A 23,642-nucleotide genomic window follows, 5' to 3' on the forward strand; every position below is an offset into this window, starting at 1 on the left:
TCCGACGGGATGGGGCTTTTTCGTCGCAAGATTATCGAGTAACGTGGCCGCCTGGTCAGATTAAACGTTTCAGCCGACAATTATCAGCGGGCACTGCCGCCTGCGTCGGCTGTTGAGCTGGTTGTTTTGCTGAATTTCACAACAATACCTCAGTACCCGCTGCGGGACTGCAAAAGGAGAAGGTCATGCTCGAGCTCGCCAAAGAGCAGATAGCCATGGGTCAGTCTGCCGCCGACAAAGGCCAGGCTCTGCGCCTGCTGGCTGACTGCCTGGTTGCCGATGGGCTGGTTGCCGAGGGCTACCTGCAAGGCTTGCAGGACCGCGAGGAGCAAGGCTCGACCTTCCTCGGTCAGGGCATTGCCATTCCCCACGGCACGCCGCAGACGCGTGATCAGGTGTTTGCCACCGGCGTGCGCTTGATGCAGTTCCCCGAGGGCGTGGACTGGGGTGATGGGCAGATGGTCTACCTGGCGATTGCCATCGCCGCCCGCTCCGACGAACACCTGCGCCTGCTGCAACTGCTGACCCGCGCCCTCGGTGAGACCGACCTGGCCCAGGCACTGCGCCGGGCCAGTTCGGCCGAGGCGCTGCTCAAACTATTGCAGGGCGCACCGCAGGCGCTGGCGCTGGATGCGCAGTTGGTCAGCCTGAACCTGCCGGCTGACGACTTCGAAGAGCTGGCCTGGCGCGGCGCTCGTTTGCTGCAACGCGCCGGCTGCGTCGAAAGCGGCTTTGCCGCCATGCTGCAGCAGGCCGAGCCGCTGCCGCTGGGCGAAGGCCTGTGGTGGCTGCACAGCGAGCGCCAGGTGCGCCAGCCGGGGCTGGCGTTCATCACCCCGCAGCAGCCGCTGCGTTATCGCGATCAGCCGCTCAATGGTCTGTTCTGCCTGGCCAGCCTGGGTGCTGCCCATCAGGCGTTGCTCGAGCGCCTGTGCGAAGTGCTGATCGAAGGCCGTGGGCAGATGCTCTATCAGGCCACCAGCAGCCGCACCGTGCTTGAAGTGCTCGGCGGTGAAGTTCCGGCCGACTGGCCGAGTGCACGGATTGTGCTGGCCAATGCCCACGGCCTGCATGCACGCCCGGCCAAGGTGCTGGCGCAACTGGCCAAAGGCTTCGAGGGTGAAATCCGTATTCGTCTGCTCGACGACAGCCAGCCGGCGGTATCGGTGAAGAGCCTGAGCAAGCTGCTCGGCCTCGGCGCCCGCCGTGGTCAGACGCTGGAATTGATTGCCGAACCGAATATTGCCAACGATGCCCTGCCGGTGTTGCTGGCGGCCATCGCCGACGGCCTTGGTGAAACCGTTGAAGCACTGCCCCAAGCTTGCACCGAAGAGGTCGTAGTGGTTGCCGAACCGCTCTCGGCACCTGTGCCTGGCAGCCTGATTCAAGGCGTGCCTGCGGCCCCGGGGATTGCCTGCGGGCCGGCGCATATCTGCGTCGAACGTGACATCGACTATCCGCTGCGCGGTGTCTCGCCAAGCCAGGAGCGAGCGCAATTGCGCGCTGCGCTGGAAACCGTCAATGCAGAATTGCAGGCACTGGTGCAGCGCAGCGACAAAGCCATCGGCGAGATATTCATCACCCATCAGGAAATGCTCGCCGACCCGGCCCTGATGGACGAAGTCGAGCAACGCCTGGGCCAGGGCGAAAGCGCTGCCGCCGCCTGGATGAGCGTTATCGAGGCAGCCGCGCGCCAGCAGGAAGCCCTGCACGACGCACTGCTCGCCGAGCGCGCCGCCGATCTGCGTGACATTGGTCGGCGCGTGCTGGCGCAACTGTGCGGCGTCATCGATACCCCTGAGCCAACAGAGCCGTATGTGCTGGTGATGACCGAAGTCGGCCCGTCCGACGTCGCCCGGCTCGATCCGCAGCGGGTCGCCGGCATCGTCACCGCCCAAGGTGGCGCTACTGCCCATAGCGCCATCGTTGCGCGTGCGTTGGGCATCCCGGCGGTAGTCGGTGCAGGCGCGGCGATGCTGTTGCTGGCCCCCGGCACGCCGCTGCTGCTCGACGGCCAGCGCGGCCGGGTCAGCGTGGCGCCGGCCGCCGATGAGCTGCAACGCGCGTTGACCGAACGCGACCAGCGTGAACAGCGCCTGCAGCAAGCCTGGGCCAGCCGCCATCAACCCGCCGTCACCCGCGACGGCCATGCCATCGAAGTTTTTGCCAACATCGGCGGCAGCCAAGGCATCGACAAAGTGGTCGAGCAGGGCGCCGAAGGGGTTGGCCTGCTGCGCACCGAGCTGATCTTCATGGCCCACCCGCAGGCGCCCGACGTGGCAACCCAGGAAGCCGAATACCGGCGCGTACTCGATGGCCTCGACGGGCGGCCGCTGGTAGTGCGCACGCTGGATGTCGGCGGCGACAAACCGCTGCCGTACTGGCCGATAGCACGCGAAGACAACCCGTTCCTTGGCGTACGCGGTGTGCGCCTGACCTTGCAGCGCCCGCAGATCATGCGCGACCAGTTGCGCGCATTGTTGCAGGCCGCCGACGGCCGCCCCCTGCGGATCATGTTCCCGATGGTCGGGCAGATCCACGAGTGGCGCGAAGCCAAGGCCATGGTCGAGCAATTGCGCGAGGAGATCCCGGTCGCCGACCTGCAGCTGGGGATCATGGTCGAGGTGCCTTCCGCGGCCTTGCTGGCGCCACAGCTGGCGCGCGAGGTGGACTTCTTCAGCATCGGCACCAACGACCTGACCCAGTACACCCTGGCCATCGACCGCGGCCACCCGAGCCTGTCGGCCCAGGCCGATGGCCTGCACCCGGCAGTGCTGCGCCTGATCGACATGACCGTGCGCGCCGCCCATGCCGAAGGCAAGTGGGTGGGGGTCTGTGGCGAGCTGGCCGCCGACCCGCAAGCGGTGGCCATATTGCTTGGGCTTGAGGTCGACGAGCTCAGCGTGGCCTCGCGCAGCGTCGCCGAAGTCAAGGCGCTGGTGCGCCAGCGTGATTACCAGACGGCCCGTGCGCTTGCGCTCGAGGCCCTGCAACAAGACAGCGCCGCCGCCGTGCGCGCGTTGGTGGAGCACTACTGATGGCCAAGATCCTCACCCTGACCCTGAACCCGGCGCTTGATATCACCGTCAGCCTCGACAGCTTGCGCGCAGGCCAGGTCAACCGCAGCCAGGCGCAGCACAGCCACGCCGCCGGCAAGGGCCTGAATGTCGCCCAGGTGCTGGCCGACCTTGGCCACAGCGTGACCGTCGGCGGGTTTCTTGGCCGCGACAACCTGCAGCTGTTTGAAGCGCTGATCCAGTGGCGCGGCTTTGCCGACTGCTTTGTCCGCGTGGCCGGCGAGACGCGCAGCAACATCAAGCTGGTCGAGGCCAACGGCTGCGTGACCGATATCAACGGTCAGGGCCCGGAGGTCGATGCCGCTTCACGCAGCGCGCTGATGCGCAAGCTGCTGCAGATTGCGCCAGGCCATGACGCGGTGGTGGTCGCCGGCAGTCTGCCGCGCGGCATCGACCCGCAGTGGTTTGCCGAGCTGCTCCGGCAGCTCAAGGCGCAAGGCTTGAAGATTGCTCTGGACAGCAGCGGCGAGGCCTTGCGCGCCGGCCTTCAGGCAGCGCCCTGGCTGGTCAAGCCGAACACCGACGAGCTTGCTGAGGTACTCGGCCACAGCGTCACCGGCCGGGCCGAACAGCAGCAGGCTGCCAGCCAACTACTGGCAAGCGGCATCGAGCACGTAGTGGTGTCGCAAGGCGAGCACGGCGTCAGCTGGTACCGCGCAGGTGCAGTGCTGCACGCACAACCGCCGCAGGTGCGCGTGGCGAGCACGGTCGGTGCCGGCGACTCGCTGGTGGCCGGCATGGTCCATGGCCTGTTGCAGGGCGAGGCGCCAGCACAGACGCTGCGCCGCGCCACCGCCATCGCCGCCCAGGCGGTGACGCAGGTCGGCTTTGGTATCCGCGACCGCGAGCAGCTGGAGCAACTGCAAGCAGGCGTACACATCACAGAACAACAAGAGGCTTGCCGATGAACATTGCCATTGTCACCGCCTGCCCCAACGGCCAGGTCTCCAGCGTACTCAGCGCGCGCCTGCTGGCGGCTGCAGCGCAGCGCCGCGGCTGGAGCACCAGCGTCGAGGTGCAGGATGCCGAGCACCCCGAACGTAATTTGAGCGCCACGCAGATCGCCGAGGCCGACTGGGTGCTGGTGATCAGTACCGGCGCGGTCGATCTGTCGCGCTTCGTTGGCAAACGCCTGTACCAGAGCACACCGGCTCAGGCGTTGGCCGATCGCGAGAGTTTTCTCGATGAGGCAGCTGCCCAGGCGCAGGTCCACAGCGCCAGCGCCGTGGTCGATGCACCGGACGCGCTGGGGCCGCCGAAGATCGTCGCGGTCACGGCCTGTCCAACCGGCGTGGCGCACACCTTCATGGCTGCCGAAGCCTTGCAGCAGGCCGCGCAGCAACTGGGCTACCAGCTCACGGTGGAAACTCAGGGGTCGGTCGGTGCGCGCAATCCGCTGTCGGCGCAGGCCATTGCCGAGGCCGATGTGGTACTGCTGGCGGCCGACATCGAAGTGCCCACTGCGCGCTTTGCCGGCAAGCGGGTATACCGCTGCGGTACCGGCATTGCTCTCAAGCAAGCCAAGGCCACCCTCGACAAGGCCCTGCTCGAAGCCAAGCAGGAAAGCGCTGCCGATGCCGCCGCGGGGGCCACGGCCAGCAGCGAAAAAAGCGGCGTGTACAAGCACCTGCTGACCGGTGTGTCGTTCATGCTGCCCATGGTGGTAGCTGGCGGTTTGCTGATCGCCTTGTCCTTCGTGTTCGGCATCAATGCCCACGAAGTGCCCGGCACCCTGCCGGCGGCGTTAATGCAGATCGGCGCTGAGGCAGCCTTCAAACTGATGGTGCCGCTGCTGGCCGGTTACATCGCCTGGTCGATTGCCGACCGCCCTGGCCTTGCGCCGGGGATGATCGGCGGGATGCTGGCGACCATTCTTGGCGCGGGCTTTATCGGCGGCATCGTAGCCGGCTTTCTGGCCGGCTACAGCGCCAAGGCGATCAGTCGCTGGGTGCGCTTGCCGAGCAGCCTCGAGGCACTCAAGCCGATCCTGATCATCCCGCTGCTGGCCAGCCTGTTCACCGGCCTGGTGATGATCTATGTGGTGGGCCAACCGGTCGCCTCGATGCTTGCGGGCCTGACCCAGTTCCTCGACAACATGGGCACCACCAATGCCATCCTGCTCGGGCTGCTGCTGGGCGGGATGATGTGTGTGGACCTTGGCGGGCCGATCAACAAGGCGGCCTATGCGTTCTCGGTCGGCCTGCTGTCGAACCAGAGCTTTGCACCGATGGCCGCGACCATGGCTGCCGGCATGGTGCCGCCGATCGGCCTGGGAATCGCCAGCCTGATCGCCCGCAGCAAGTTCGCCCAGAGTGAGCGCGAGGCAGGCAAGGCAGCCTTGGCATTAGGCCTGTGCTTTATCTCCGAAGGGGCGATCCCGTTTGCTGCCAAGGACCCGTTGCGGGTGATACCAGCAAGCGTCATCGGTGGCGCGTTGACCGGGGCGCTTTCGATGTACTTTGGCTGCAAGCTGATGGCGCCGCATGGCGGCCTGTTCGTGTTGTTGATCCCCAATGCGATCAACCATGCGCTGTTGTACTTGCTGGCGATTGCCGCCGGCAGCCTGGTCACGGCGCTGATCTATGCCGTGCTCAAGCGTAAAGAGCAGGTCGAGCTGGCGATAGCGCCGGTCAAGGCCTGAGACCTGAGCGCCAGGCCCCTTCGGGTGAAGGGGCCTAGCGTTTGTGCTTGTGCCGCAATGGCACCAGCAGTTCACCCAGCCCGTTGTGATCAATCTCATGCATCAAAGCCAGCAGCGCCCCTAGCTCACCTGGCGGAAAGCCCTTGCGCGCAAACCAGCCAAGGTAATCGCCAGGCAGATCGGCCAACAGCCGGCCCTGGTATTTGCCGAATGGCATGCTGCGGGTCACCAGCAGTTGCAGGTATTCAGGTTTCATCGCCAGCCGCCTCCGGATAAAGCGCCGACGATACTGCAATCTGCACGAGGGCCCAAGCGGTGATCATGCAGAACGCCGTTTACAAGGGTTAGGCATTAATCCGTAAGCTAATGATTTATAAGTCTTTTTTGTTGCTCGATAAATTGGCACGAAGCCTGCTCTGTATATAACCACTTCCCACTGCCAAGGAGTTTGAGCAATGAGCAATCCAAACAAAGATGTAATCGACGTCCTCAACGACCTGATCGAATACAGCAAGGATGGCGAGAAAGGCTTCAAGACCTCTGCCGAGGACGTGAAGAATCCTGAGCTGAAAGCGTTCTTCGTCAAGCGCGCTGCTGGCTGCGCTACCTCGGCTGCCGAGCTGCAGAGCGAAGTGCGTCGTCTGGGCGGCGATCCAGAAACCTCTACCAGCGTCAGTGGTGATCTGCACCGCGGTTGGGTCAATCTGAAGTCGCTGCTGACCGGCAAGGATGACGAAGCGATCCTCAATGAAGTCGAGCGCGGTGAAGACCACGCCCTCAAGGCTTACAAAGAGGCCCGTGAGAAGCTGGTCAAACTCGGCCGTACTGCTACCGATAGCAGCTACAACCTGGTCGAAACCCAGCTGCAAGGCGTACAGCGCAATCACGATGAAGTGAAGGTCCTGCGCGACGCAGCACGCGCCCGCTCTTAATCGAGCGGTCCCTCTACCCGGTTACGGCCTTTGGCCTTGGCCCGGTAGAGGGCCTCGTCCGCGGTGCTCAGCAGACTGGCCAAGTCTTGCTGGGTACCGGGGATGTACAGGCCGATGCCGATGCTCACCGTCACCGAGTGGGTATCTGCGCCAAATGGCGCCAAGCCCTCCACCCCCTGCTTGATCCGCTGCGCCAGCAGCAGTGCGCCAGCCTGTTCGGTTTCCGGCAGCACGATCTGAAATTCCTCGCCGCCATAGCGCGCTGCCAAGTCTGAAGGCCTGCGAATACAGCCTTCTATGGTTTTCGCGACCTCCCGCAATGCATGGTCACCACCGGCATGCCCGTGGCGTTGATTGAACGCCTTGAAATGATCGATATCGACCATCAGGATCGCCAACGGCCTGCGGTTGCGCTGTGCCCGTGCCCATTCCAGACGCAGCACCTGATCCAGCCGCCGGCGGTTGGCAAGGCCGGTCAAGCTGTCGGTTGCCGCCAGTTTTTCCAGGCCTAGTTCGAGCTCCTGACGACGGCGCAGCTCGCGTCCGAGCAGCACCGTCAGCCACAGGATGGCGATGCACAGCACGCCCGTGGCGATGCTCACCACGGCGGCGGTACGGCGCCATGACTGGAATACTTCATCGCTCGAGTGCGCTACCACCACAACGAGTGGCTGGTCGGCAACCTGGGCGAAGGTGTACAGGCGCTCGACCCCGGAAGCACTGGACTTGGCAGTAAAGCTGCCACTGCGTTGGCTGAGGATGCGCTGGAAGTTGGGCCGGCTGCTGAAGTTGCTGCCGATCAGCGTACTGGGTGCCGCACTGGGATGGCGCGCCAGCAACTGACCGTCGGTGTTGAACAGGCTGATGCTGCTGTCGACACCGATATCCAGGCGCTGGAACAGCTCGCTGACGTAACCCAGGCGCAGTGCGCCGGCAGCAATACCTACGAACTCACCATTCAGCCCGTTGATACGCCGGCTGAAACTGATGCACCAGTCCAGGTCGCCAAGCCTGGCCTTGAACGGTGGGCCGATCAACATGCCCAGGCTGGGGTCGGCCTGATGGGCCTTGAATACCTTTGTGTCGGCGAAGTTGGCCTTGCGCGGGACAGCGCTGGTGGAGTCGCCAATCACGTTCCCCTGCGCATCGATCCACAGTACGTCACCGCGCCGGCGGTCGATGAAGGCTTCGTTGAACAGCAGCCGCTGGCGCAGCTCGCTCGGCACGCCAGTCAATTCCTTGCGCCCGACTGCCCAGATCAGCCCTTGCAGGGACTGGTCGTAAAGCTCGATGTTGCGTAGCACATCGCTCTCGATCAGCTGGACGATGTTGCTCGACGAGCGGATTGCCGACTGCTCGACGCTGTCGCGTTCGCGGGCGAGCAAGAACACCACTATCGCCAAAATCGCGAGCACAGCCAGGCAGCTGCCTAGATTGAGCAACAGTTCGGGGTGCGACTTGAGCGGGGCATTCCCCGGTGATCGATTGGGCAACATGAGGCTCGCAACTGCGTAAGTCCCTCGTGTCCTTGAGGGTAGGGCCAGGGCGGGGCGGCGGTAGTGTAGGGAAGCGGTGATTGTCGGACAAGAAGTTATCTGGCCATCCGACGAGTGCGTGCAGCGCTGGCGGGGCTGATACGGGGCGCTCTGCAGCGGCAAAGCCGCATTGCAGAGTGCCCCGTGCTTGCAGGCCGCGATCAGAACAGGTTGAGCGGATAATCCACGATCAGGCGGATTTCATCGTTGTCCTGCTCGGCAGCGTAGGCCTGGTTGGCGCGGTGGCTGGCATAACGCAGGAGTACCGACAGGTCTTTGAAATCGCCCTGCTGGAATACGTACTTGATGTCCAGGTCACGTTCCCAATGGGTGGCGTGCTTGCCGTCGGCATTGTAGTAGTCGTAGTAGGCGTTGTTTTGCGCTGCCTTGGTCAGGTCTGCTTCACCGCGTGAGTACGACAGCTCAGTGCTCAGGCCATCGACGCCTAGGCCGGCAAAATCATAACCGTAGGCCAGCTTCCACGAGCGCTCGTTCGGTGCGTTGAAGTCCGAGTACATCCGCGAGTTGTCGAGGAACACGCTGTCACCCAGATTGATGTAGTCGAACGGCGTGTTGCCGTTGACCCGCTGATAGGCGGCGGTAACGCTGTGATGACCGGCGTTGACCGTGAAGTGCAGGCTGAACGTGTTGTTGTCGATGTCGCCCAGCAGCGCCTGGCCGGTGTCCTGGGTGTGATAGAAGTGCAAACCCGGGTTGAGGCTGACCAGGTCGTTGACTGCATAGGTGTAGTCAAAGTCGAAGTAGTACTGGTTCCAGATGTCCTTCAGCTCGGCTGCATAGAGGTTGCTGGTGATCGCTTCGCTGCCGCTCCAGGAGGCGCCGGCCCAGCTCAGGTGCTGACTGTCGCGGTTGTCCTGCAAGGCGCCGTAGTAAGTGTCGATGCGGCGGTGGCCGCTCTGGTTGTACGGCTTGGTGAAGCTGACCTGGCCGCCTTCGAGGAGCAGGCCGTCGATGCTGTTGTTGCTCAGGCTGACGCCGCGAAAGGTCTGCGGCAGCATGCGCGTTTCGCCGCCGGCGATGACCGGGTTGCTGAGGAACAAGTCACCGGCCTTGAGCTCGGTGTCGAACGCCTTGAGCTTGAGCGCGGCACCGGCAGTGGAGAAGGCGTGCGGCGCAGCGCCCAGCTCGCCGTTGGCCTTGGTGTGTTCAGGCAGGATACTGGTGCCGGCATAGCCGCCACCGCCATCGAGCTTGAGCCCGAGCATGGCGTGCGCATCCAGGCCGAAGCCGATAGTGCCCGGGGTGTAGCCGGACTCGAAGCGGGCGACGAAACCCTGGCCCCATTCACGGTTGTCGCGCACGCCGCTATTGAGGTTGTTGCGGTTGAAGTAGGCGTTGCGCAGATGCAGGTTGAACGAGGAGCCTGCAACAAAACCTTCAGCGGCTTCGTCGGCGTGGGCAACGCTTGGCATCGTTGCGGCGAATGCAATGAACAGCGGGGTGAAACGGAAAGCGGAAGACACCGGTTAGAGCTCCTTTGGTCTGACGGTGGGGCAATTTTTATTGTCGAAAAACGCAGTGACTGCAGTGAGTCGAGGTATCTGCGTGGTGCAAATTTTGGACATAAAAAAAGCCGCTGATCAGCAGCGGCTTGAAGAGGCTAACATATCGGCGCGCAGGGCGCCCACGTGCAGGCCTTGGGAAGAGGGGCAGATGCAGGTAGCTCGATCAGCTGTCGCTGGCAGCATCCTGGTCAGTCTTGGCAGCTGTCTGCTGCGCATCTTTGCCGGCCTCAGCCGATTGCGCGGCATAGCCTTCGCGGGCTTCTTGATGGGCCGTGGCAAGGGCTGCGTTACGGGCGACAAAGGCCGGCGATTCTTCCGCCATGGCCAGCGGTGACAACAACAGGGAAGAGGCAACGAACAGGCTCGCGATACCCATACTGTTGGACATTTGAAACAACCTTCTTGCGCTGCAAGTGTGAGTGAGGACAGGCGCCAAATTAGTCCTGTTCAGCCCGCAGAAACAGCATCCGCTTGGAGATGCACTGTTGCGAAAAAAGTAATGATAACCGGCGAAACCATCAGCTATCAGCGGCAAACCCGCTGGCTTGAGCGCTCGGCAGGCGTATGCCGAAGGTGTTGCTGTCGTGGTTGCTGCGCACAAATACTTCACCGCCGTGCATCAGCGCGATTGCCTTGACGATCGCCAGGCCCAGGCCATGATTGCCAGCGCCGTTGTTGCTGCGCGCGGCATCGACCCGGTAGAAACGCTCGAACAACAGTTGCAGGTGCTCGTCGGCGATGGCCGGGCCGGGGTTGCTTACGGCAATGCTGACCTGCTCAGGCTGCGCATCGATGCGCACGGTGATCACCTGATGGGCCTGGGTGTGCTGCACGGCGTTGTGCAACAGGTTGATCAGCGCTCGGCGCAACTGCGCGGTTTCGATCGGCGCGATGGCATCGCCGCTGACCCTGACCTGCACCTGGGCGTCTTCGAGGATGTAATCCAGGTAGTCGAGGGTGGTGGCTACTTCAGCGGCCAGCGACGCCTGGGTCAGCGCGGTGGCCTTGCTGCCCTGATCGGCGCTGGCCAGGAACAACATGTCGTTGATGATGCTGCGCAGCCGTTCCAGCTCTTCAAGGTTCGATTGCAGTACTTCAAGGTAGTGCTCGGCGCTGCGTCCGCGGGTCAGTGCCACCTGGGTCTGGCCGATCAGGTTGGTCAGCGGCGAGCGCAGTTCGTGGGCGACATCGGCGTTGAACGCCTCGAGTCGCGAATAGGCGAGGGTGACCCGCTCCAGGGTGGCGTTGAAGGCGCCGGCAAACTGCGCCAGCTCAGGGGCCAGTTGCTCGGTCGGCAGCCGCCCGTCCAGGCGCGGCACGGCCAGCGCCTGGGCTTTGCTGGACAGCGCTGACAGCGGCCGTAAACCGATGCGTGCCACCCAGTAGCCCAGCAGGGCGGCCAGCAGCACGCCCAGCGCGGCCAGGCTGACGATGGCCACCAGCAAGCTGTGCTGCGCCTGCCAGAAGGTTTCGGTGTCAATGCCGATAATGAAGCGCAGCGCCGGCCGCTGTGCCAAGGGCGGCAGCTCACTGACCAACATCTTGTACGGGTAGGGGCTGCCGTTCAGGCGCAGGTCGCGCATGCCCTCGGCGCCTTCGGCGAAGGCGCGGATCTGTTCGCTGGGTTTGCCGTACTCGAACTGCGGGTCGCTGCTGACCGCCCAGAAGCGGATGCGCCGATCTTCTTCACTGAGCAGATTGAGCTTGTTGCTGACCTTGAGCCAATGCTCGTGGGTGCCGAAGCGCTTCAAGGTCGACTCGAGCACGCTGTAACGGGCGTCCAGTTCGGCCGCGGGCAGCAGGTCGAGGCTGCGGTCGACCTGGCGATACAGCGCAGCGCCGATCAGCAGGAATACCGCCAGCGCCACCAGCATGAACAAGCCGGCCAGGCGCAGCGCGATGGAATTAACCGGCACGGTTTTCCAGGACATAACCCATGCCTCTGATGGTATGCAGCAGCTTGTTGGCGAACGGCCCGTCGAGTTTGGCCCGCAGGCGCTTGATCGCCACCTCGACGACATTCGCGTCGCTGTCGAAGTTGATGTCCCAGACCAGCTCGGCAATGGCGGTCTTGGAGAGGATTTCGCCCTGGCGTCGGGCCAGCACGCTGAGCAGCGAGAACTCCTTGGCGGTCAACTCCAGACGCTGGCCAGCGCGGCTGGCCTTGCGGCTGATCAGGTCGATGGAAAGGTCAGCGACCTGCACCTGCAGCGGCTCATGATTGCTGCTGCGACGGGTCAGCGCCTGCAGGCGGGCGACCAGTTCGAGAAACGAAAACGGTTTGCCAAGGTAGTCGTCAGCGCCCTCGCGCAGGCCATGGATACGGTCTTCGACACGCTCGCGGGCAGTCAGCATGATCACCGGCGTCTGCTTGCGTGCGCGCAGGCCACGCAGCACGCCGTAGCCATCCAGGCCGGGGAGCATGACGTCGAGCACGATCACGTCATAGTCGCTGTGCAGGGCCAGGTGCAGGCCGTCGGTGCCATCGCGGGCGACGTCAACGGTGAAGCCTTGCTCGCTCAGGCCCCGATGCAGGTAGTCGGCGGTTTTTTCTTCGTCTTCGACGATCAGTACTCGCATGGTCTGCTCTCAGCTGATACGTGGCGCGGCGGCGTCGGTGCGGTGGCGGCGATGGAACAGGCGCTCCAGCGCCAGGTAGATCACCGGCGTCGTGAACAGGGTCAGCGCCTGGCTGACCAGCAAACCGCCGACCACGGCGATGCCCAGCGGCTGGCGCAGTTCGGCGCCGGTGCCAAAGCCGAACATCAATGGCACCGCGCCCAGCAGCGCGGCCAGGGTGGTCATGATGATCGGCCGAAAGCGCGTCAGGCACGCCTGGTGAATGGCCTGCTCCGGGCTCATGCCGTGTTTGCGCTGAGCCTCCAGGGCAAAGTCGATCAGCAGGATACCGTTCTTCTTGACGATGCCAATCAGCAGCACCACGCCGATCAGGCCCATGATGCTGAAGTCCTGCCCCATCGCCCAGAGCAGAATCAGCGCACCGAGCCCCGCCGAGGGCAGGGTCGAAATGATCGTCAGCGGGTGCACGAAGCTCTCGTAGAGCACGCCGAGGATGATGTACACCGCCACCAGCGCAGCGAGGATCAGCCACGGCTGGCTCGACAACGAACTCTGAAAGGCCTGCGCCGCGCCCTGGAAGTTGCCGCTGATCGAATCGGGCATGCCCAGCTCGCGCTGGGTCTGCTCGAGGATGCGCACGGCATCGCCAAGGGCCACTCCCGGCGCCAGGTTGAATGACAGGTTGGCGGCCGGGAACAGGCCGTCATGGGCGATCGACAGCGGCCCTGTACTCGGCGCAGCGACATGCGCTACCGCTGCCAGTGGCACCATTTCGCCGGTCAGCGGCGAGCGCAGATAGAAGTAGTTGAGGCTTTCGGCCTTGCCACGCTGGCGCGCGTCCAGTTCGAGGATCACCTTGTACTGGTTGGTCTCGGTCTGGAATTCGCTGATCTGCCGCTGGCCGAAGGCGTCGTACAGTGCCTGGTCGATATCGGTGGTGGTCAGGCCGAAGCGTGCCGCCGCCTGACGGTCGATGTCGATGCGGGTGACGCTGGCGCCCAGCTGCAGGTCATTGGACAGGTCACGCAGGGCCGGCACCTCGCGCAGGCGCTCGGTCAGGCGTTGGGTCCAGAGGTTCAGGGCAACGCCGTCGTTGCTCTTGAGCACGTATTGATACTGCGTGCGCGACGGCCCGGAGCTGAGGTTGATGTCCTGGCCGGCGCGCATGTACAGCACCACCCCAGGCACCTTGGCCAGTTGCGGGCGCAGCCGGTCGATCAGTTCGCTGGCGGTGACGTCGCGCTCGCCGCGGGGTTTCAGGGCAATCCAGAAACGGCCGTTGGCGATGGTCTGGTTGTTGCCGGTCACGCCCACTGCGTGGGAGAACGCGCGCACGGCCGGGTCAGCCTCGATGATCCTCGCCAACGCCTCGTGCTTGGCGACCATCGCCGGGTACGACACATCCGCCGCCGCTTCGCTGGTGCCAAGGATGAAACCGGTGTCTTGCAGCGGGAAGAAGCCTTTGGGGATGGCCACGTAACCGACTACCGCCAGCGCCAGGGTCAGGCCGAACACGCCGAGGGTAAGCCGCTGGTGGGCGAGGGCGCGATTCAGGCCCTTTTCGTACCAGCGCAGCAAGCGCTCACCGAAACCGCCATGCTGCTCGGCACTCGGCCTGCGCATGAACAGGGCGCTGAGCGTGGGTGCCAGGGTCAGCGAGACCAGCACCGAAATCAGGATGGTCGCGGTGGCAGTCAGGGCAAATTCCTTGAACAGCCGGCCGACCACACCGCCCATGAACAGCAGCGGGATGAACGCGGCAATCAACGAAAAGCTGATCGAAATCACCGTGAAGCCGATCTCGCCAGCGCCTTTGATCGCCGCTGTACGGCTGTCATCGCCGGCTTCAAGGTGACGGTGAATGTTCTCGACCACGACGATGGCATCGTCGACCACAAAGCCGACCGAAATCACGATCGCGACCAGGGTCAGGTTGTTCAGGCTGAAGCCCATCACGTACATCAGTGCGCAACTGGCAATCAGCGACACGCCTAGCACGCTGGACACCACCAGGGTCGCCGACCACTGGCGCAGGAACAACGCCATCACTCCGATCACCAGCACCACCGCAATCAGCAAGGTCAGCTCGACCTCGTGCAGCGAGGCGCGGATGGTCTGGGTGCGGTCCTGCAGTACTGACACTTCGACCGAGGCCGGCAGCATCTCCTGCAAGCGCGGCAGCGCCGCCAGCACGCGGTCGACGGTGTCGACGATATTCGCCCCCGGCTGGCGGAACACCACCAGATTCAACCCCAACTGATCGCCGGCCCAGGATTTGACGTAAGCGTTCTCGGCGCCCTCGATGACCTTGGCGACATCGCTCAGGTAGACCGGTGCGCCATCGCGATAGGACACGATCAGCCGGGCGTAATCCTCGGGATGAAACAGCTGATCGTTGGCGCTGATGGTCGACACGCTGTGCTCACCGTACAGAGCGCCTTTGGCCAGATTGAGGCTGGTCTGCTGGATGGCCAGGCGGATATCGGCCAGGGTCAGGCCGATGGCGGCGAGTTTTTCCGGCTGCGCCTGAACCCGGATGGCCGGGCGCAGCTGGCCGGAAATATTGATCAGGCCGACCCCGTCGATCTGGCTCAGCTGGCGCGCGAGCAAGGTCTCGACGTAGTCGCTCAGTTCGTTGCCGGGCATTTGTGCCGAGCTGACGGTAAGCACCAGCACCGGACTGTCGGCCGGGTTGACCTTGCGCCAGGTCGGCGGGTTGGGCAGGTCCTGGGGCAGTTTCGAGGTGGCCGTGTTGATCGCCGCCTGGACTTCCTGGGCGGCGGTGTCGATGTTCTTGTCGAGGCTGAACTGCAGGATCAGGTTGGTCGAACCCAGTGCGCTGCTGCTGGTCATCTGGGCCAGGCCGGGGATGGCGCTGAACTGCACCTCCAGAGGCGTGGCTACCGATGAAGCCATGGTTTCAGGGCTGGCCCCGGGCAGCTGGGTGGTGACCTGAATGGTCGGAAAATCCGCCTCCGGCAGCGGCGCCACTGGCAACCTGGGGAAGGCAATCGCGCCGAGCAGGATCAGCGCGAAGGTCAGCAGCAGGGTTGCCACCGGGTGATCGATGCACCAGGCCGAGAGGCCGTTGCGGCTGTTCATGGCTGTAGCCTGCGCTCGGCCAGCTCAGTGCTGGCGGGTGGATCGCCGAGCACTTCGACGCGCGCGCCAGGTTTGAGCCGCGACTGGCCATCGACTACCAACTGGTCGCCGGCGGCTACCCCGCTGATGATGGTCAGGTCGCTGTCTTGAAACAGCACCTTGACCGGCACGCTGGTGACCTTGTCGCCGTCCAGGCGATAGACGTAGTGGCCATCGATGCCGCGTTGCACCACCGGCGGTGGCACCACCAGCGCGCCGCGATCAAGCCCTGTGCGCAGTTTGACCGTGACCAGTTGGCCGGGCCAGAGCAGGCCGTCCTTGTTATCGAACTCGGCCTTGATGCGCAGGGTGCCGGTGTTGGCTGATATCTGGTTGTCGATCAAGGCCAGGCGGCCTTCACCGAGCAGCGTGCGCTGATTGTCGGCATCCATGAACGCTTGCACCAGTGCCGGCTCGGGTGCCTTGAGCAACTGCTGCAAGGTGGGCAGCAGTTGCTGCGGCAGGGCGAACTCGACTGCAATCGGATCGATCTGGGTCACGCTGAACAGGCTCTGGGTATCGCTGCTGCGCACCAGATTGCCGGGGTCGACATTGCGGATACCGACTCGCCCGGTCACCGGCGAGCGGATCTGCGTGTACGACAGCTGCACCTGCGCGTTGACGATGGCCGCCTGATTGCCTTTAGCGGTTGCCTGCAGCTGCTTGACCAGCGCCTGTTGCTGGTCAAAGGTCTGCTTCGATACGCCGTCATCGCTGCTGAGCAAGCGATAGCGTTTGAGATCGACCGCAGCCACCTGCAACTGCGCCTGGCTCTGCTCGAGCAAGGCGCGGGCCTGATCGAGGCTGGCGCGGATGGCCCGGTCGTCAATGACCGCGAGCAGATCGCCCTGCTTGACCCACTGACCTTCCTTGACCAGCACCTGGGTGAGAATGCCGTCGACCTGCGGGCGGATCTGCACGTTGTGCAGCGACAGCACGCTGCCGATCGCCGTGGCGAAGCGCGGCACGTCCTGCTGCGCCACCTTGATCACCCGCACCGGCACTGCGCTGGGCGCGTGGTTCTGCGGCGCTGCCTGGCGCTGGCTGAACCACCAGGCAAGCGCGAGCAGGACGATCAGCGCAATACACAGCACAATCACAGAGCGGGACGGACGTCGCATCGGGTCGGGTACCGTAGCCGAAGGGAAGGGGGAAACGCTTTGGTCTACTCACAGCTTATAGCCCGGCAACCGGGTCGCCAGGGTGACAGCCAGCTGTCAGCCCTGACAGTTTTGCCCGGCACAGTGGCGCGCTCAATGCCTGCGCCGCACTGCAGTGTCGTTCAGAAACCGATAAAGGCGTAGTACTGCGGCGTCTCGGCGGTCGTGCGCAGGCCATGTTCGAGCAGCTCGGCGCTCAGCGCCGGGTCGACCACATGCACGCTCCAGGCAGCGCGCTCAGCGCTGGCGACCTGCTCCAGCGCTGTGCTGAATGCGCCCATGTCCGGCAGGTACGCAGTGAAGCCGTTGCCTTTCAGGGCACTGGTGTTCATCCCCAGCGCTTCGCAGATGGCCACCTTGGTGGCGATGTCATCGCGGTCGGCCTGGCGTGACGCGGCGATCAGTGCGACCAACTGCGGATCGGCCAGCACCTGCCCATGGATCAACTCAGGGCCTTGTTGCCATGCCTCGGGCGGGCAGTCCTTGTTCTCCGGCCGCAGCGGCAGATGCGGATTGATCTCGGCGGGATAGATCCGGCACACCAGCGGCCGTGTTTCATAGATGCGGCACAGGTCGTGTTCATCGAGGTTGCGGCAGCGGCCAGGGTTGAACGCGGCAAAGGTCACCGACACGCGCAGCTCGGCTGCGCCGCAACTGACCGGATATGAACGCCCCAGCACATGTTCGCGCTGCTCCAGCGGCATGCCTGGGCCATCGCTGACGAAGCCTTCGATCAACACCACTACCTGCCCCTCTGCGGCCACCCATTGGCGGGCCTCGGCGAGGGTCAGTGGCACATGGTGGCCGGTGCAGCATTTGCCACAGCCGGTGCAGGCAAAACGAATGGGTGGATTCACTTGGCGCTGGGGTTCCACTCGCTGACGTAGGCCTGCTTGTGCGCACGGTCATACAGGCACAGCTCGGTGCCGGTGCGCTTTTTCATGTGCTTTTGCGGGTAGATGCCTTCGATCAGCAGGGCGCTGTAGCCGACCCGATCATCGAACTCGGTGGGTTTGCCGCGGGCGTGGGCGTCTTTCAGTTGGCTGGCGGCCAGGCAGTCCTTGAGCATCTGCTGGCGATATTCGTTCCAGGCTTCACTGCTGGAAGCCTGGGCGACACCGCTGCTCAGGGCGCAGACAGCGAGGAGGTAGCGCAAACACTTCATACAGGGTACCGGTAACAATTGCCCAGGGAGCGCCGATTATGCCTGACTCGTCACCCGCTGGGCATGCAGCTGGCGGTGTGCGCCGGGCAAATGGCAACCAGGTGTTACCGTTCGGCGAATACCACGGTGCGCGCTGCGGTGACCAGGCACTCGGTGAGGTCGGGCGAGGAGAACTTGGTGAGGATCGCATTGGCGCCGGCATTCTTCGCCTTCTCGCTGCTCATGGCGCTATCCAGCGAGGTGTGCAGGAGGATGTACAGGTGCTGGAAGTCGGGCGTCTCGCGCAGGGTACGGGTGAAGGCGTAGCCGTCCATCTCGGACATCTCGATATCCGAGACGATGATGTTGATCTCGCGTTCGGTGCCTTGCAGCTCGAGCAGGACGTTGATCGCATCCTTGGCACTGCGCGCGGTGTGGCACTCGATACCGAGGCCGCGCAGGGTGTGCACCGACTGCTGCAGGGCAACCTGGCTGTCATCGACCACCAGGATGTTGGCGGCCGCGAGCAGGCTGGCGTCTTCCTCGCCGAGTTCGCCCGGCAGCGGCTCGGCTGGCGCCGGGGCGATGGCGTGGATGACCTTTTCGATATCCAGTACCTGCACCAGGGTGTTGTCGACCCGGGTCACGCCGGTGATGAACGAACGGTTGCCCGAGCCGAATGGCGGCGGTTTGATGTCGGTGCTCAGGCAATGCACGATGCGGCTGACGGCCTGTACATGCAGGCCTTGGCGCGAGCGGCTGATCTCGGTGACGATCAGGCAGCCGCCATCGGGGTCGGCCAGCGGCCGTTCGCCGATGGCCAGCGACAGGTCGATCACCGACAGCGAGTTGCCGCGCAGAGTGGCCACGCCTTTGACGTGCGGGTGCGACTCGGGCAGCTTGGTCAGCTGTGGACAGGTGATGATTTCACTGACCTTGAGCAGGTTGATCGCCATCAGCTTGCCGCTGCGCAGGGTGAACAGCAGCAGCGACAACGAGTCCGCGCGGGCATTTTGGGTGGCCATGGGCAACCTTCGGCTAAGTCAGAATAGGGAGGATGCCGGGTTATCGGCCTGCCCGGCCCAGGCTTTAGCGCTTCAACGTTCGCGCAGGGCCTCCTTGGCTCGATTGAGTGGCTTGATCAGGTAATCGAGGATGGTTTTTTCGCCGCTGCGGATGTCCACCGTAGCGATCATGCCCGGGACAATGGCGAAATGTTTGCCGGCCTTGTTCTGCAGGCTGTCCTGTTCGGTGCGGATGAACACCCGGTAGTAATAGATCTCGGGTTTGAATTCGTCCTGCAGGGTATCTGGCGAGATACCCACCACCTTGCCTTCGAGGCCGCCATAGATTGAGTAGTCGTAGGCGCTGATCTTGACCTTGGCCGCCTGATCGGGGTGGATGAAGGCGATATCGCGCGGGGCAATGCGTGTTTCTATCAGCAGGCGCTCGTCCATCGGTACGATTTTCATCACCTGGCCGCCTGGCTGGACCACCCCGCCAAGGGTATTCACTTCGATATCCTTGACGATGCCGCGTACCGGCGAGCGCAGGGTCAGGCGGGACAGCGAGTCGTTGCGGCCGCGGATCACCTGCTCGAGGCTGTCGGCTTCGGCGCTGGCCCTGGCCAGGTCTTCGCGGGCGCGCACCAGGTAGTCCGAGCGCGCTTCGTTGGCCTTGAGTTCGAGCTCCGAGCGCTGGCGGTTGAGGCGGATCACTTCGACCCGGCTGGAGGCGCCCATCTTGGCCAGGTTTTCGGTGATTTTCAGTTCGCTGCGCACCAGCCGCAGCGAGTCCTCGATGCCGGCCAGGGTCTGCTCGAGGCCGCGGCGGCGGGTCTGGTACAGTGCGGTTTCGGTCTCGATCAGCTCCGGCGACTTGCTCAGGCTGGGCGGGAAGTTCAGCGGCTTGCCGGTGACCTCGGCGCGCAGCCGGGCGACGCTGGCCAGCGCTGCCCAGTACTTGGCCTCGCTCTCGCCGACGCTGGATGAGGTCTTGGTTGGATCGAGCTGGGCCAGCACCTGGTCGCGCTCGACCAGATCGCCTTCGGCGACGTTCATCTGCGCGACGATGCCGCCTTCAAACGACTGGATCACCTGCTCGCGCGAACTGGGGATGACCTTGCCGGTGCCGGTCGACACCTCGACCACCTCGAACCACGCTGCCCAGGCCAGAAACGCCGCCAGCATCAAGGCGCAGACCATGATGATGCGCCCGGCGCGCAGCACGGCGTGGTCGTCTTCTCCATCCAGGTATGATGCCGGAAGTTCGTGGCTGCTCATGCTTTGCCTCCCTGGCTTGGCTGACCGCCCTGACTCAAACGTGACAGGGCAGCGTCACGTTTGTCGTCGATGATGATCCGCCCGCCATCGAGCACCAGCACCCGATCGACCCGTTGCAGGACGCTCATGCGGTGGGTGGCGATGATCAGCGTGCGGCCCTGGCAGAAGCGCTCGAGGTTATCCAGCAGGCGCCGTTCGCTGATGTCATCCAGCGATGCGGTCGGCTCATCGAGCAGCAGCACCTGTGGCTGGCGCACCAGCAGCCGCGCCAGGACCAGGGCCTGGCGTTGCCCGCCGGACAAGCCTGCGCCGCCTTCGAGCACCAGGTGGTCCATGCCCTTGGGCAATTGCCGGACGAATTCCAGCGCGCCACTGGCAGCCAGGGCGGCGAGCAGTTCCTGGTCGCTGGCCTGGCCGGCGCCGAGGGTGAGGTTTTCCCGCAGGGTGCCGTGGAACAGCCGCGAGTACTGCGCCAGCAGGCCGACGTCGCGGCGCAGGTCGGCCGGGTCGAGGTGGGCCATGGCGATGCCATCGAGCGTGACCTCGCCCTCGACCAGATCCATCGCCCCGCCCAGGGCCTGCAGCAGGGTCGACTTGCCAGCGCCATTGCGGCCCAGAATCGCGATGCGTTCGCCAGGCTGAATGTTCAGCTTGCTGATGCTCAGGGCCGGCGGTGCTTCAGGGCTGTAGCGGAAAGTGGCCTGGCGCAGCTGATATTCGCCACGAATTGCCGGCAGGTGGACGCGTGCTTCGCTTTCGGGGTGATCGACTGGTGACTGCATCAATTTGTCCAGCCCTTGCAGGGCGACCTTGGCCTGTTGCCAGCGGGTCAGCACGTGGGTCAGTTGGGCCATGGGCGCCATCATCCGCGACGACAGCATGGATGCCGCGACCAGGCTGCCGGTGGTCAGGTCACCCGCAATCACCATCGGCGCGCCGACCACGATGACCACGGCAAACACCGCGCCCTGGACGTTCTGGGTCCAGGTCACCAGGCCATTGGTCAGCGTGCGCAGGCGCAGGTTGCTGTGGGCGCAGGCGGCGTTGTACTGGTTCCATTGGCGCTCGAAGCGGGCCTCGGCCTGCAGCGCCTTGATCTCGTCCATGCCCTGGATGCTCTCGACCAGCATGGCGTTGCGCAGCGCCGACTCGCGCATCGACGCATTCGCCAGGCGTGCCAGCCGCCGTTGCGCGAGCAGGCCGGGCAGGAGCATGGCCACCAGCGCTGCCAACGGGATCACCACCAGCACGCCGCCGATCAGCCAGAACACCAGCAGGAACAACAGGAAGAACGGCAAATCGGCCAGCGCCGTGGCAGTGCTCGAGGTGATCAGGTCGCGGATCTGTTCCAGTTCGCGCAACTGTGAGATGAACGAGCCGGTAGATTTTGGCCGCACCGAGTTGCGCAGGCGCAGGGCATGGCCGAAGACCAGGTCGGAGATGCGCAGGTCGGCGCGCTTGCCGAGCAGGTCGGTGACCTTCAGGCGCAGCAGGCGCATGCTGAAGTCGAACACCAGCGCCAGCACTACGCCGCCGAACAACACGTACAGGGTCGGCAGCGATTCGGCCGGGATCACCCGGTCGTATACCTGCATCGAGAACAGCACCCCGGCCAATGCCAGCACGTTGGCCACCAGTGAGGCGAGCATGACCTGGCCATACGGGCGCAGGTCGCGCAGGACGATGCGGGCGAACCAGTGGCGGTCATACGGCGCGGTGTAGTCGTCGGTGCGCACATCGCGCAACGGCCGCGCCGGACGCAGCAGGGCCACCCGCACGATGCGGCCGGTCAGCGCCTCACGGGGCAGCCGTGAGGTCAGCCCCTGATCACCGGCGAACACCACTGCCAGATCGTTTTCTTCGGTAACCGCCTCGACCGTGGCCAACTGGCCGTCGTCGAGTTCCAGCACCATCGGCGTGCGCCACTGGCGCAGGCCTTTGGCATCGAAGCGCACGAAACGCAGGGTCAGCCCGGCCTGCCGCGCCATGTGCCGCAGGATCTCGTCCAGCGGCCGCGCATCCTCGATGGCGGCCAAGCGGATGCGCTGCGGCGAGACGTCCAGGCGGTAGTGGTGGGCGACCTGCAGCATCACCTCCAGCCAGGGTCCGAGGTCAGCCTGGGGCGGTGCGTCCGGCGCAGGCGCGGCCTGTTGCGTCTGCTGCAGATCAAGGTTGACGGTGTCGCTCATGGTTGAATCTCCACGCCTTGCAGGCTGCGGCCTTCAAGAGCGAAGGCCGAGCGCAGCGCACTGCTGTTGTAGAGGCAATCGATATCCAGTCGGAGCAGGTCCGAGCGAGTGCCGGCCAGTTCGAAGCGTGACTGGTAGATCTCCTGCTCGGCGTTGAGCAGGTCGAGCAGCGGTCGCGTGCCGAGGTCCAGGTACTGCCGGCCATAGAGCATGCGCGCCTCCTGGATGCTGACCTGGCGCGCTTCCAGAGAGCGCAGCCGCCGCGCCAGTCCCGCCGTCTGCGCTTGCGCCTCAGCCAGGCCGCGGCGGGCCTGCAGGCGAGCGGCGTCTTCAGCAGCGTCGGCCGAGGTCAGCGCATAGCCCGCGGCGCGGCTGCGGGCACTGACGGCGCCGCCTTGATAAATCGGCACTTCGAGGTTGAGGTAAATGCCGGCCTGGGTGCGGTCGAGGCGCGAATTGTCGCGGTCGTATTCGTTGTCCAGGTAGTGATTGACCTGCGGCTGCAACGACAGGGTCGGGTAGGCTTCAGCCTTGGCCTGGGCCAACTCGGCCTGAGACTGCGCACGCAATGCCAAGGCCATCAGCACCGCTGGCAAACGCTCGTCGCCGCCTTGGGTGCGGCTGCAGGCACCCTCCAGTTGGCGCGGTGACTCCTCGGCCAGCGCCGGTGGCGAGATGCGCCCGAGCAGCGCCGCCAGGGTCGAGCGCCAGCGTTGGTGCTGCGCTTGATATTCAGCGAAGGTGGCTCGCGCGCTTTCGACCCGTGACTCGGCCTGCACCGTGTCGGAACGGGCGCTGGCGCCCATGTCGCTGCGTTGCCGGGCGAGCTCGACGATGTCGCCGACGCCGCGGATCTGCTCGCGGGCGATCACTGTCAGTTGCTCGTAGCGGCGGGTTTCGATCCAGGCATAGGCGGTGTCGCGGGCAAGGTCATCGAGCACCAGCAGGATGTTGGCCTGGGCCCGGGCGGCAGCGGCGCGGGCGGCGCTGACGGCGTTGTCGACCTTGCCGAAGTCATACAGCATCTGCTTGAGCGACAGGTTTAGTGCCTGGCTGCTGCGGTCGGCGCCGTTGCCGGTGTCGTAGCCGCCGCGCAGGCCGCCGGAAATCTGCGGGTAATAACCAGCGCGGGCGACGTTGATGCCTTCGCCCTGTTTGTACAGGTTGCCTACCGCCTCGGCGATGCTGGGGTGCCATTGCGCGGCCATCAGCACCGCCTCGTCGATGCCGAGGCGGTCGCCAGCTATGGCCGACTGGCCGACCGGCGCGCGCGCCGGTACGGCATCCGGAGCATCGCGCAACAACGACGGGCCGATCTGGCGCAGTTGCGGGTCTATGTCATCGGCCGCCATGGCGACCGGGTAGAGGTTGCACGCGAGGAGCCCGAGGGCTCCCAGTAACAGCGGTGACAGCTGACAGCCTCGCTTCACAGGTT

Annotated in this window: 18 protein-coding genes; 4 read left to right on the top strand and 14 right to left on the bottom strand. The window is 64.5% G+C overall.

Annotation, left to right across the window (positions count from 1 at the left end):
* Window positions 1-185: 185 nt before the first annotated feature.
* From ptsP to K3F44_RS24085, 3 genes are read left to right on the top strand one after another with little or no spacing between them, the layout of a single operon-like run.
* On the top strand, window positions 186-3,038 hold the full coding sequence (gene ptsP, locus K3F44_RS24075; RefSeq protein WP_220633102.1) for a phosphoenolpyruvate--protein phosphotransferase: 2,853 nt from the start codon (window positions 186-188) through the stop codon (window positions 3,036-3,038).
* Complete coding sequence (gene pfkB, locus K3F44_RS24080; protein WP_220633103.1) at window positions 3,038-3,985, top strand: 1-phosphofructokinase; 948 nt, start codon at window positions 3,038-3,040, stop codon at window positions 3,983-3,985. The genes ptsP and pfkB overlap by 1 nt, the downstream gene beginning before the upstream one ends.
* Window positions 3,982-5,718: a PTS fructose-like transporter subunit IIB gene (locus K3F44_RS24085; protein ID WP_220633104.1), complete on the top strand. Its 1,737-nt coding sequence runs from the start codon at window positions 3,982-3,984 to the stop codon at window positions 5,716-5,718. The genes pfkB and K3F44_RS24085 overlap by 4 nt, the downstream gene beginning before the upstream one ends.
* A 34-nt stretch (window positions 5,719-5,752) precedes the next feature.
* On the opposite strand, the gene K3F44_RS24090 is transcribed toward K3F44_RS24085, so the two are convergent.
* Complete coding sequence (locus K3F44_RS24090; protein WP_101316602.1) at window positions 5,753-5,974, bottom strand: DUF3820 family protein; 222 nt, start codon at window positions 5,972-5,974, stop codon at window positions 5,753-5,755.
* A gap of 199 nt (window positions 5,975-6,173) precedes the next feature.
* Here K3F44_RS24090 and K3F44_RS24095 point away from each other — a divergent pair, with 199 nt between their 5' ends.
* Window positions 6,174-6,650, top strand: a complete 477-nt coding sequence (locus tag K3F44_RS24095) for a PA2169 family four-helix-bundle protein (RefSeq protein ID WP_101316604.1) — start codon at window positions 6,174-6,176, stop codon at window positions 6,648-6,650.
* Here K3F44_RS24095 and K3F44_RS24100 read toward each other — a convergent pair.
* The 13 genes from K3F44_RS24100 to K3F44_RS24160 all read right to left on the bottom strand — a co-directional run bounded on the left by K3F44_RS24100 (window position 6,647) and on the right by K3F44_RS24160 (window position 23,637).
* On the bottom strand, window positions 6,647-8,143 hold the full coding sequence (locus K3F44_RS24100; protein WP_220634217.1) for a sensor domain-containing diguanylate cyclase: 1,497 nt from the start codon (window positions 8,141-8,143) through the stop codon (window positions 6,647-6,649). The genes K3F44_RS24095 and K3F44_RS24100 overlap by 4 nt on opposite strands.
* A gap of 203 nt (window positions 8,144-8,346) precedes the next feature.
* Window positions 8,347-9,669 (bottom strand): OprD family porin, encoded by a 1,323-nt coding sequence (locus tag K3F44_RS24105; protein WP_101316606.1) that lies wholly within the window; start codon window positions 9,667-9,669, stop codon window positions 8,347-8,349.
* Between the two features lie 205 nt (window positions 9,670-9,874).
* Window positions 9,875-10,099 (bottom strand): hypothetical protein, encoded by a 225-nt coding sequence (locus tag K3F44_RS24110; RefSeq protein WP_188035371.1) that lies wholly within the window; start codon window positions 10,097-10,099, stop codon window positions 9,875-9,877.
* 130 nt (window positions 10,100-10,229) lie between these two features.
* Window positions 10,230-11,642, bottom strand: a complete 1,413-nt coding sequence (locus K3F44_RS24115) for a heavy metal sensor histidine kinase (RefSeq protein WP_220633105.1) — start codon at window positions 11,640-11,642, stop codon at window positions 10,230-10,232.
* Entirely contained in the window at window positions 11,617-12,291 is a 675-nt protein-coding gene (locus K3F44_RS24120) for a heavy metal response regulator transcription factor (protein WP_103436083.1), read from the bottom strand. The genes K3F44_RS24115 and K3F44_RS24120 overlap by 26 nt, the downstream gene beginning before the upstream one ends.
* Before the next feature lie 9 nt (window positions 12,292-12,300).
* Window positions 12,301-15,393: a multidrug efflux RND transporter permease subunit gene (locus tag K3F44_RS24125; RefSeq protein WP_220633106.1), complete on the bottom strand. Its 3,093-nt coding sequence runs from the start codon at window positions 15,391-15,393 to the stop codon at window positions 12,301-12,303.
* Complete coding sequence (locus K3F44_RS24130; RefSeq protein ID WP_150573625.1) at window positions 15,390-16,553, bottom strand: efflux RND transporter periplasmic adaptor subunit; 1,164 nt, start codon at window positions 16,551-16,553, stop codon at window positions 15,390-15,392. Before K3F44_RS24130 ends, K3F44_RS24125 begins: the two co-directional genes overlap by 4 nt.
* 161 nt (window positions 16,554-16,714) lie before the next feature.
* Window positions 16,715-17,449 carry a YkgJ family cysteine cluster protein gene (locus K3F44_RS24135; protein WP_220633107.1) on the bottom strand — a complete coding sequence of 245 codons (735 nt, stop codon included), beginning with the start codon at window positions 17,447-17,449 and terminating at the stop codon, window positions 16,715-16,717.
* The gene (locus K3F44_RS24140; protein ID WP_101316620.1) at window positions 17,446-17,757 is read right to left on the bottom strand and encodes a hypothetical protein; all 312 of its coding nucleotides are present in this window, start codon (window positions 17,755-17,757) and stop codon (window positions 17,446-17,448) included. Before K3F44_RS24140 ends, K3F44_RS24135 begins: the two co-directional genes overlap by 4 nt.
* A 104-nt stretch (window positions 17,758-17,861) precedes the next feature.
* Window positions 17,862-18,761 (bottom strand): chemotaxis protein, encoded by a 900-nt coding sequence (locus tag K3F44_RS24145; RefSeq protein ID WP_101316622.1) that lies wholly within the window; start codon window positions 18,759-18,761, stop codon window positions 17,862-17,864.
* A 72-nt stretch (window positions 18,762-18,833) separates the two neighbouring features.
* Window positions 18,834-20,018 carry an HlyD family type I secretion periplasmic adaptor subunit gene (locus tag K3F44_RS24150; RefSeq protein WP_101316624.1) on the bottom strand — a complete coding sequence of 395 codons (1,185 nt, stop codon included), beginning with the start codon at window positions 20,016-20,018 and terminating at the stop codon, window positions 18,834-18,836.
* Window positions 20,015-22,207, bottom strand: a complete 2,193-nt coding sequence (locus K3F44_RS24155) for a type I secretion system permease/ATPase (protein ID WP_220633108.1) — start codon at window positions 22,205-22,207, stop codon at window positions 20,015-20,017. Before K3F44_RS24155 ends, K3F44_RS24150 begins: the two co-directional genes overlap by 4 nt.
* Window positions 22,204-23,637, bottom strand: a complete 1,434-nt coding sequence (locus tag K3F44_RS24160; protein ID WP_188035375.1) for a TolC family outer membrane protein — start codon at window positions 23,635-23,637, stop codon at window positions 22,204-22,206. The genes K3F44_RS24155 and K3F44_RS24160 overlap by 4 nt, the downstream gene beginning before the upstream one ends.
* Window positions 23,638-23,642 lie beyond the last annotated feature (5 nt).

Origin of the sequence: Pseudomonas sp. S07E 245 (assembly GCF_019599025.1) — a bacterium.
In the GTDB taxonomy this organism is placed as follows: domain Bacteria; phylum Pseudomonadota; class Gammaproteobacteria; order Pseudomonadales; family Pseudomonadaceae; genus Aquipseudomonas; species Aquipseudomonas shirazensis.

Excerpts from the sequence above, each read along its gene's own strand:
- ptsP (WP_220633102.1), top strand. The coding sequence starts at position 186 with ATGCTCGAGCTCGCCAAAGAGCAGATAGCCATGGGTCAGTCTGCCGCC.
- pfkB (WP_220633103.1), top strand. The coding sequence starts at position 3,038 with ATGGCCAAGATCCTCACCCTGACCCTGAACCCGGCGCTTGATATCACC.
- K3F44_RS24085 (WP_220633104.1), top strand. The coding sequence starts at position 3,982 with ATGAACATTGCCATTGTCACCGCCTGCCCCAACGGCCAGGTCTCCAGC.
- K3F44_RS24090 (WP_101316602.1), bottom strand. The coding sequence starts at position 5,974 with ATGAAACCTGAATACCTGCAACTGCTGGTGACCCGCAGCATGCCATTC.
- K3F44_RS24095 (WP_101316604.1), top strand. The coding sequence starts at position 6,174 with ATGAGCAATCCAAACAAAGATGTAATCGACGTCCTCAACGACCTGATC.
- K3F44_RS24110 (WP_188035371.1), bottom strand. The coding sequence starts at position 10,099 with ATGTCCAACAGTATGGGTATCGCGAGCCTGTTCGTTGCCTCTTCCCTG.
- K3F44_RS24115 (WP_220633105.1), bottom strand. The coding sequence starts at position 11,642 with ATGTCCTGGAAAACCGTGCCGGTTAATTCCATCGCGCTGCGCCTGGCC.
- K3F44_RS24120 (WP_103436083.1), bottom strand. The coding sequence starts at position 12,291 with ATGCGAGTACTGATCGTCGAAGACGAAGAAAAAACCGCCGACTACCTG.
- K3F44_RS24125 (WP_220633106.1), bottom strand. The coding sequence starts at position 15,393 with ATGAACAGCCGCAACGGCCTCTCGGCCTGGTGCATCGATCACCCGGTG.
- K3F44_RS24130 (WP_150573625.1), bottom strand. The coding sequence starts at position 16,553 with ATGCGACGTCCGTCCCGCTCTGTGATTGTGCTGTGTATTGCGCTGATC.
- K3F44_RS24140 (WP_101316620.1), bottom strand. The coding sequence starts at position 17,757 with ATGAAGTGTTTGCGCTACCTCCTCGCTGTCTGCGCCCTGAGCAGCGGT.
- K3F44_RS24145 (WP_101316622.1), bottom strand. The coding sequence starts at position 18,761 with ATGGCCACCCAAAATGCCCGCGCGGACTCGTTGTCGCTGCTGCTGTTC.
- K3F44_RS24150 (WP_101316624.1), bottom strand. The coding sequence starts at position 20,018 with ATGAGCAGCCACGAACTTCCGGCATCATACCTGGATGGAGAAGACGAC.
- K3F44_RS24155 (WP_220633108.1), bottom strand. The coding sequence starts at position 22,207 with ATGAGCGACACCGTCAACCTTGATCTGCAGCAGACGCAACAGGCCGCG.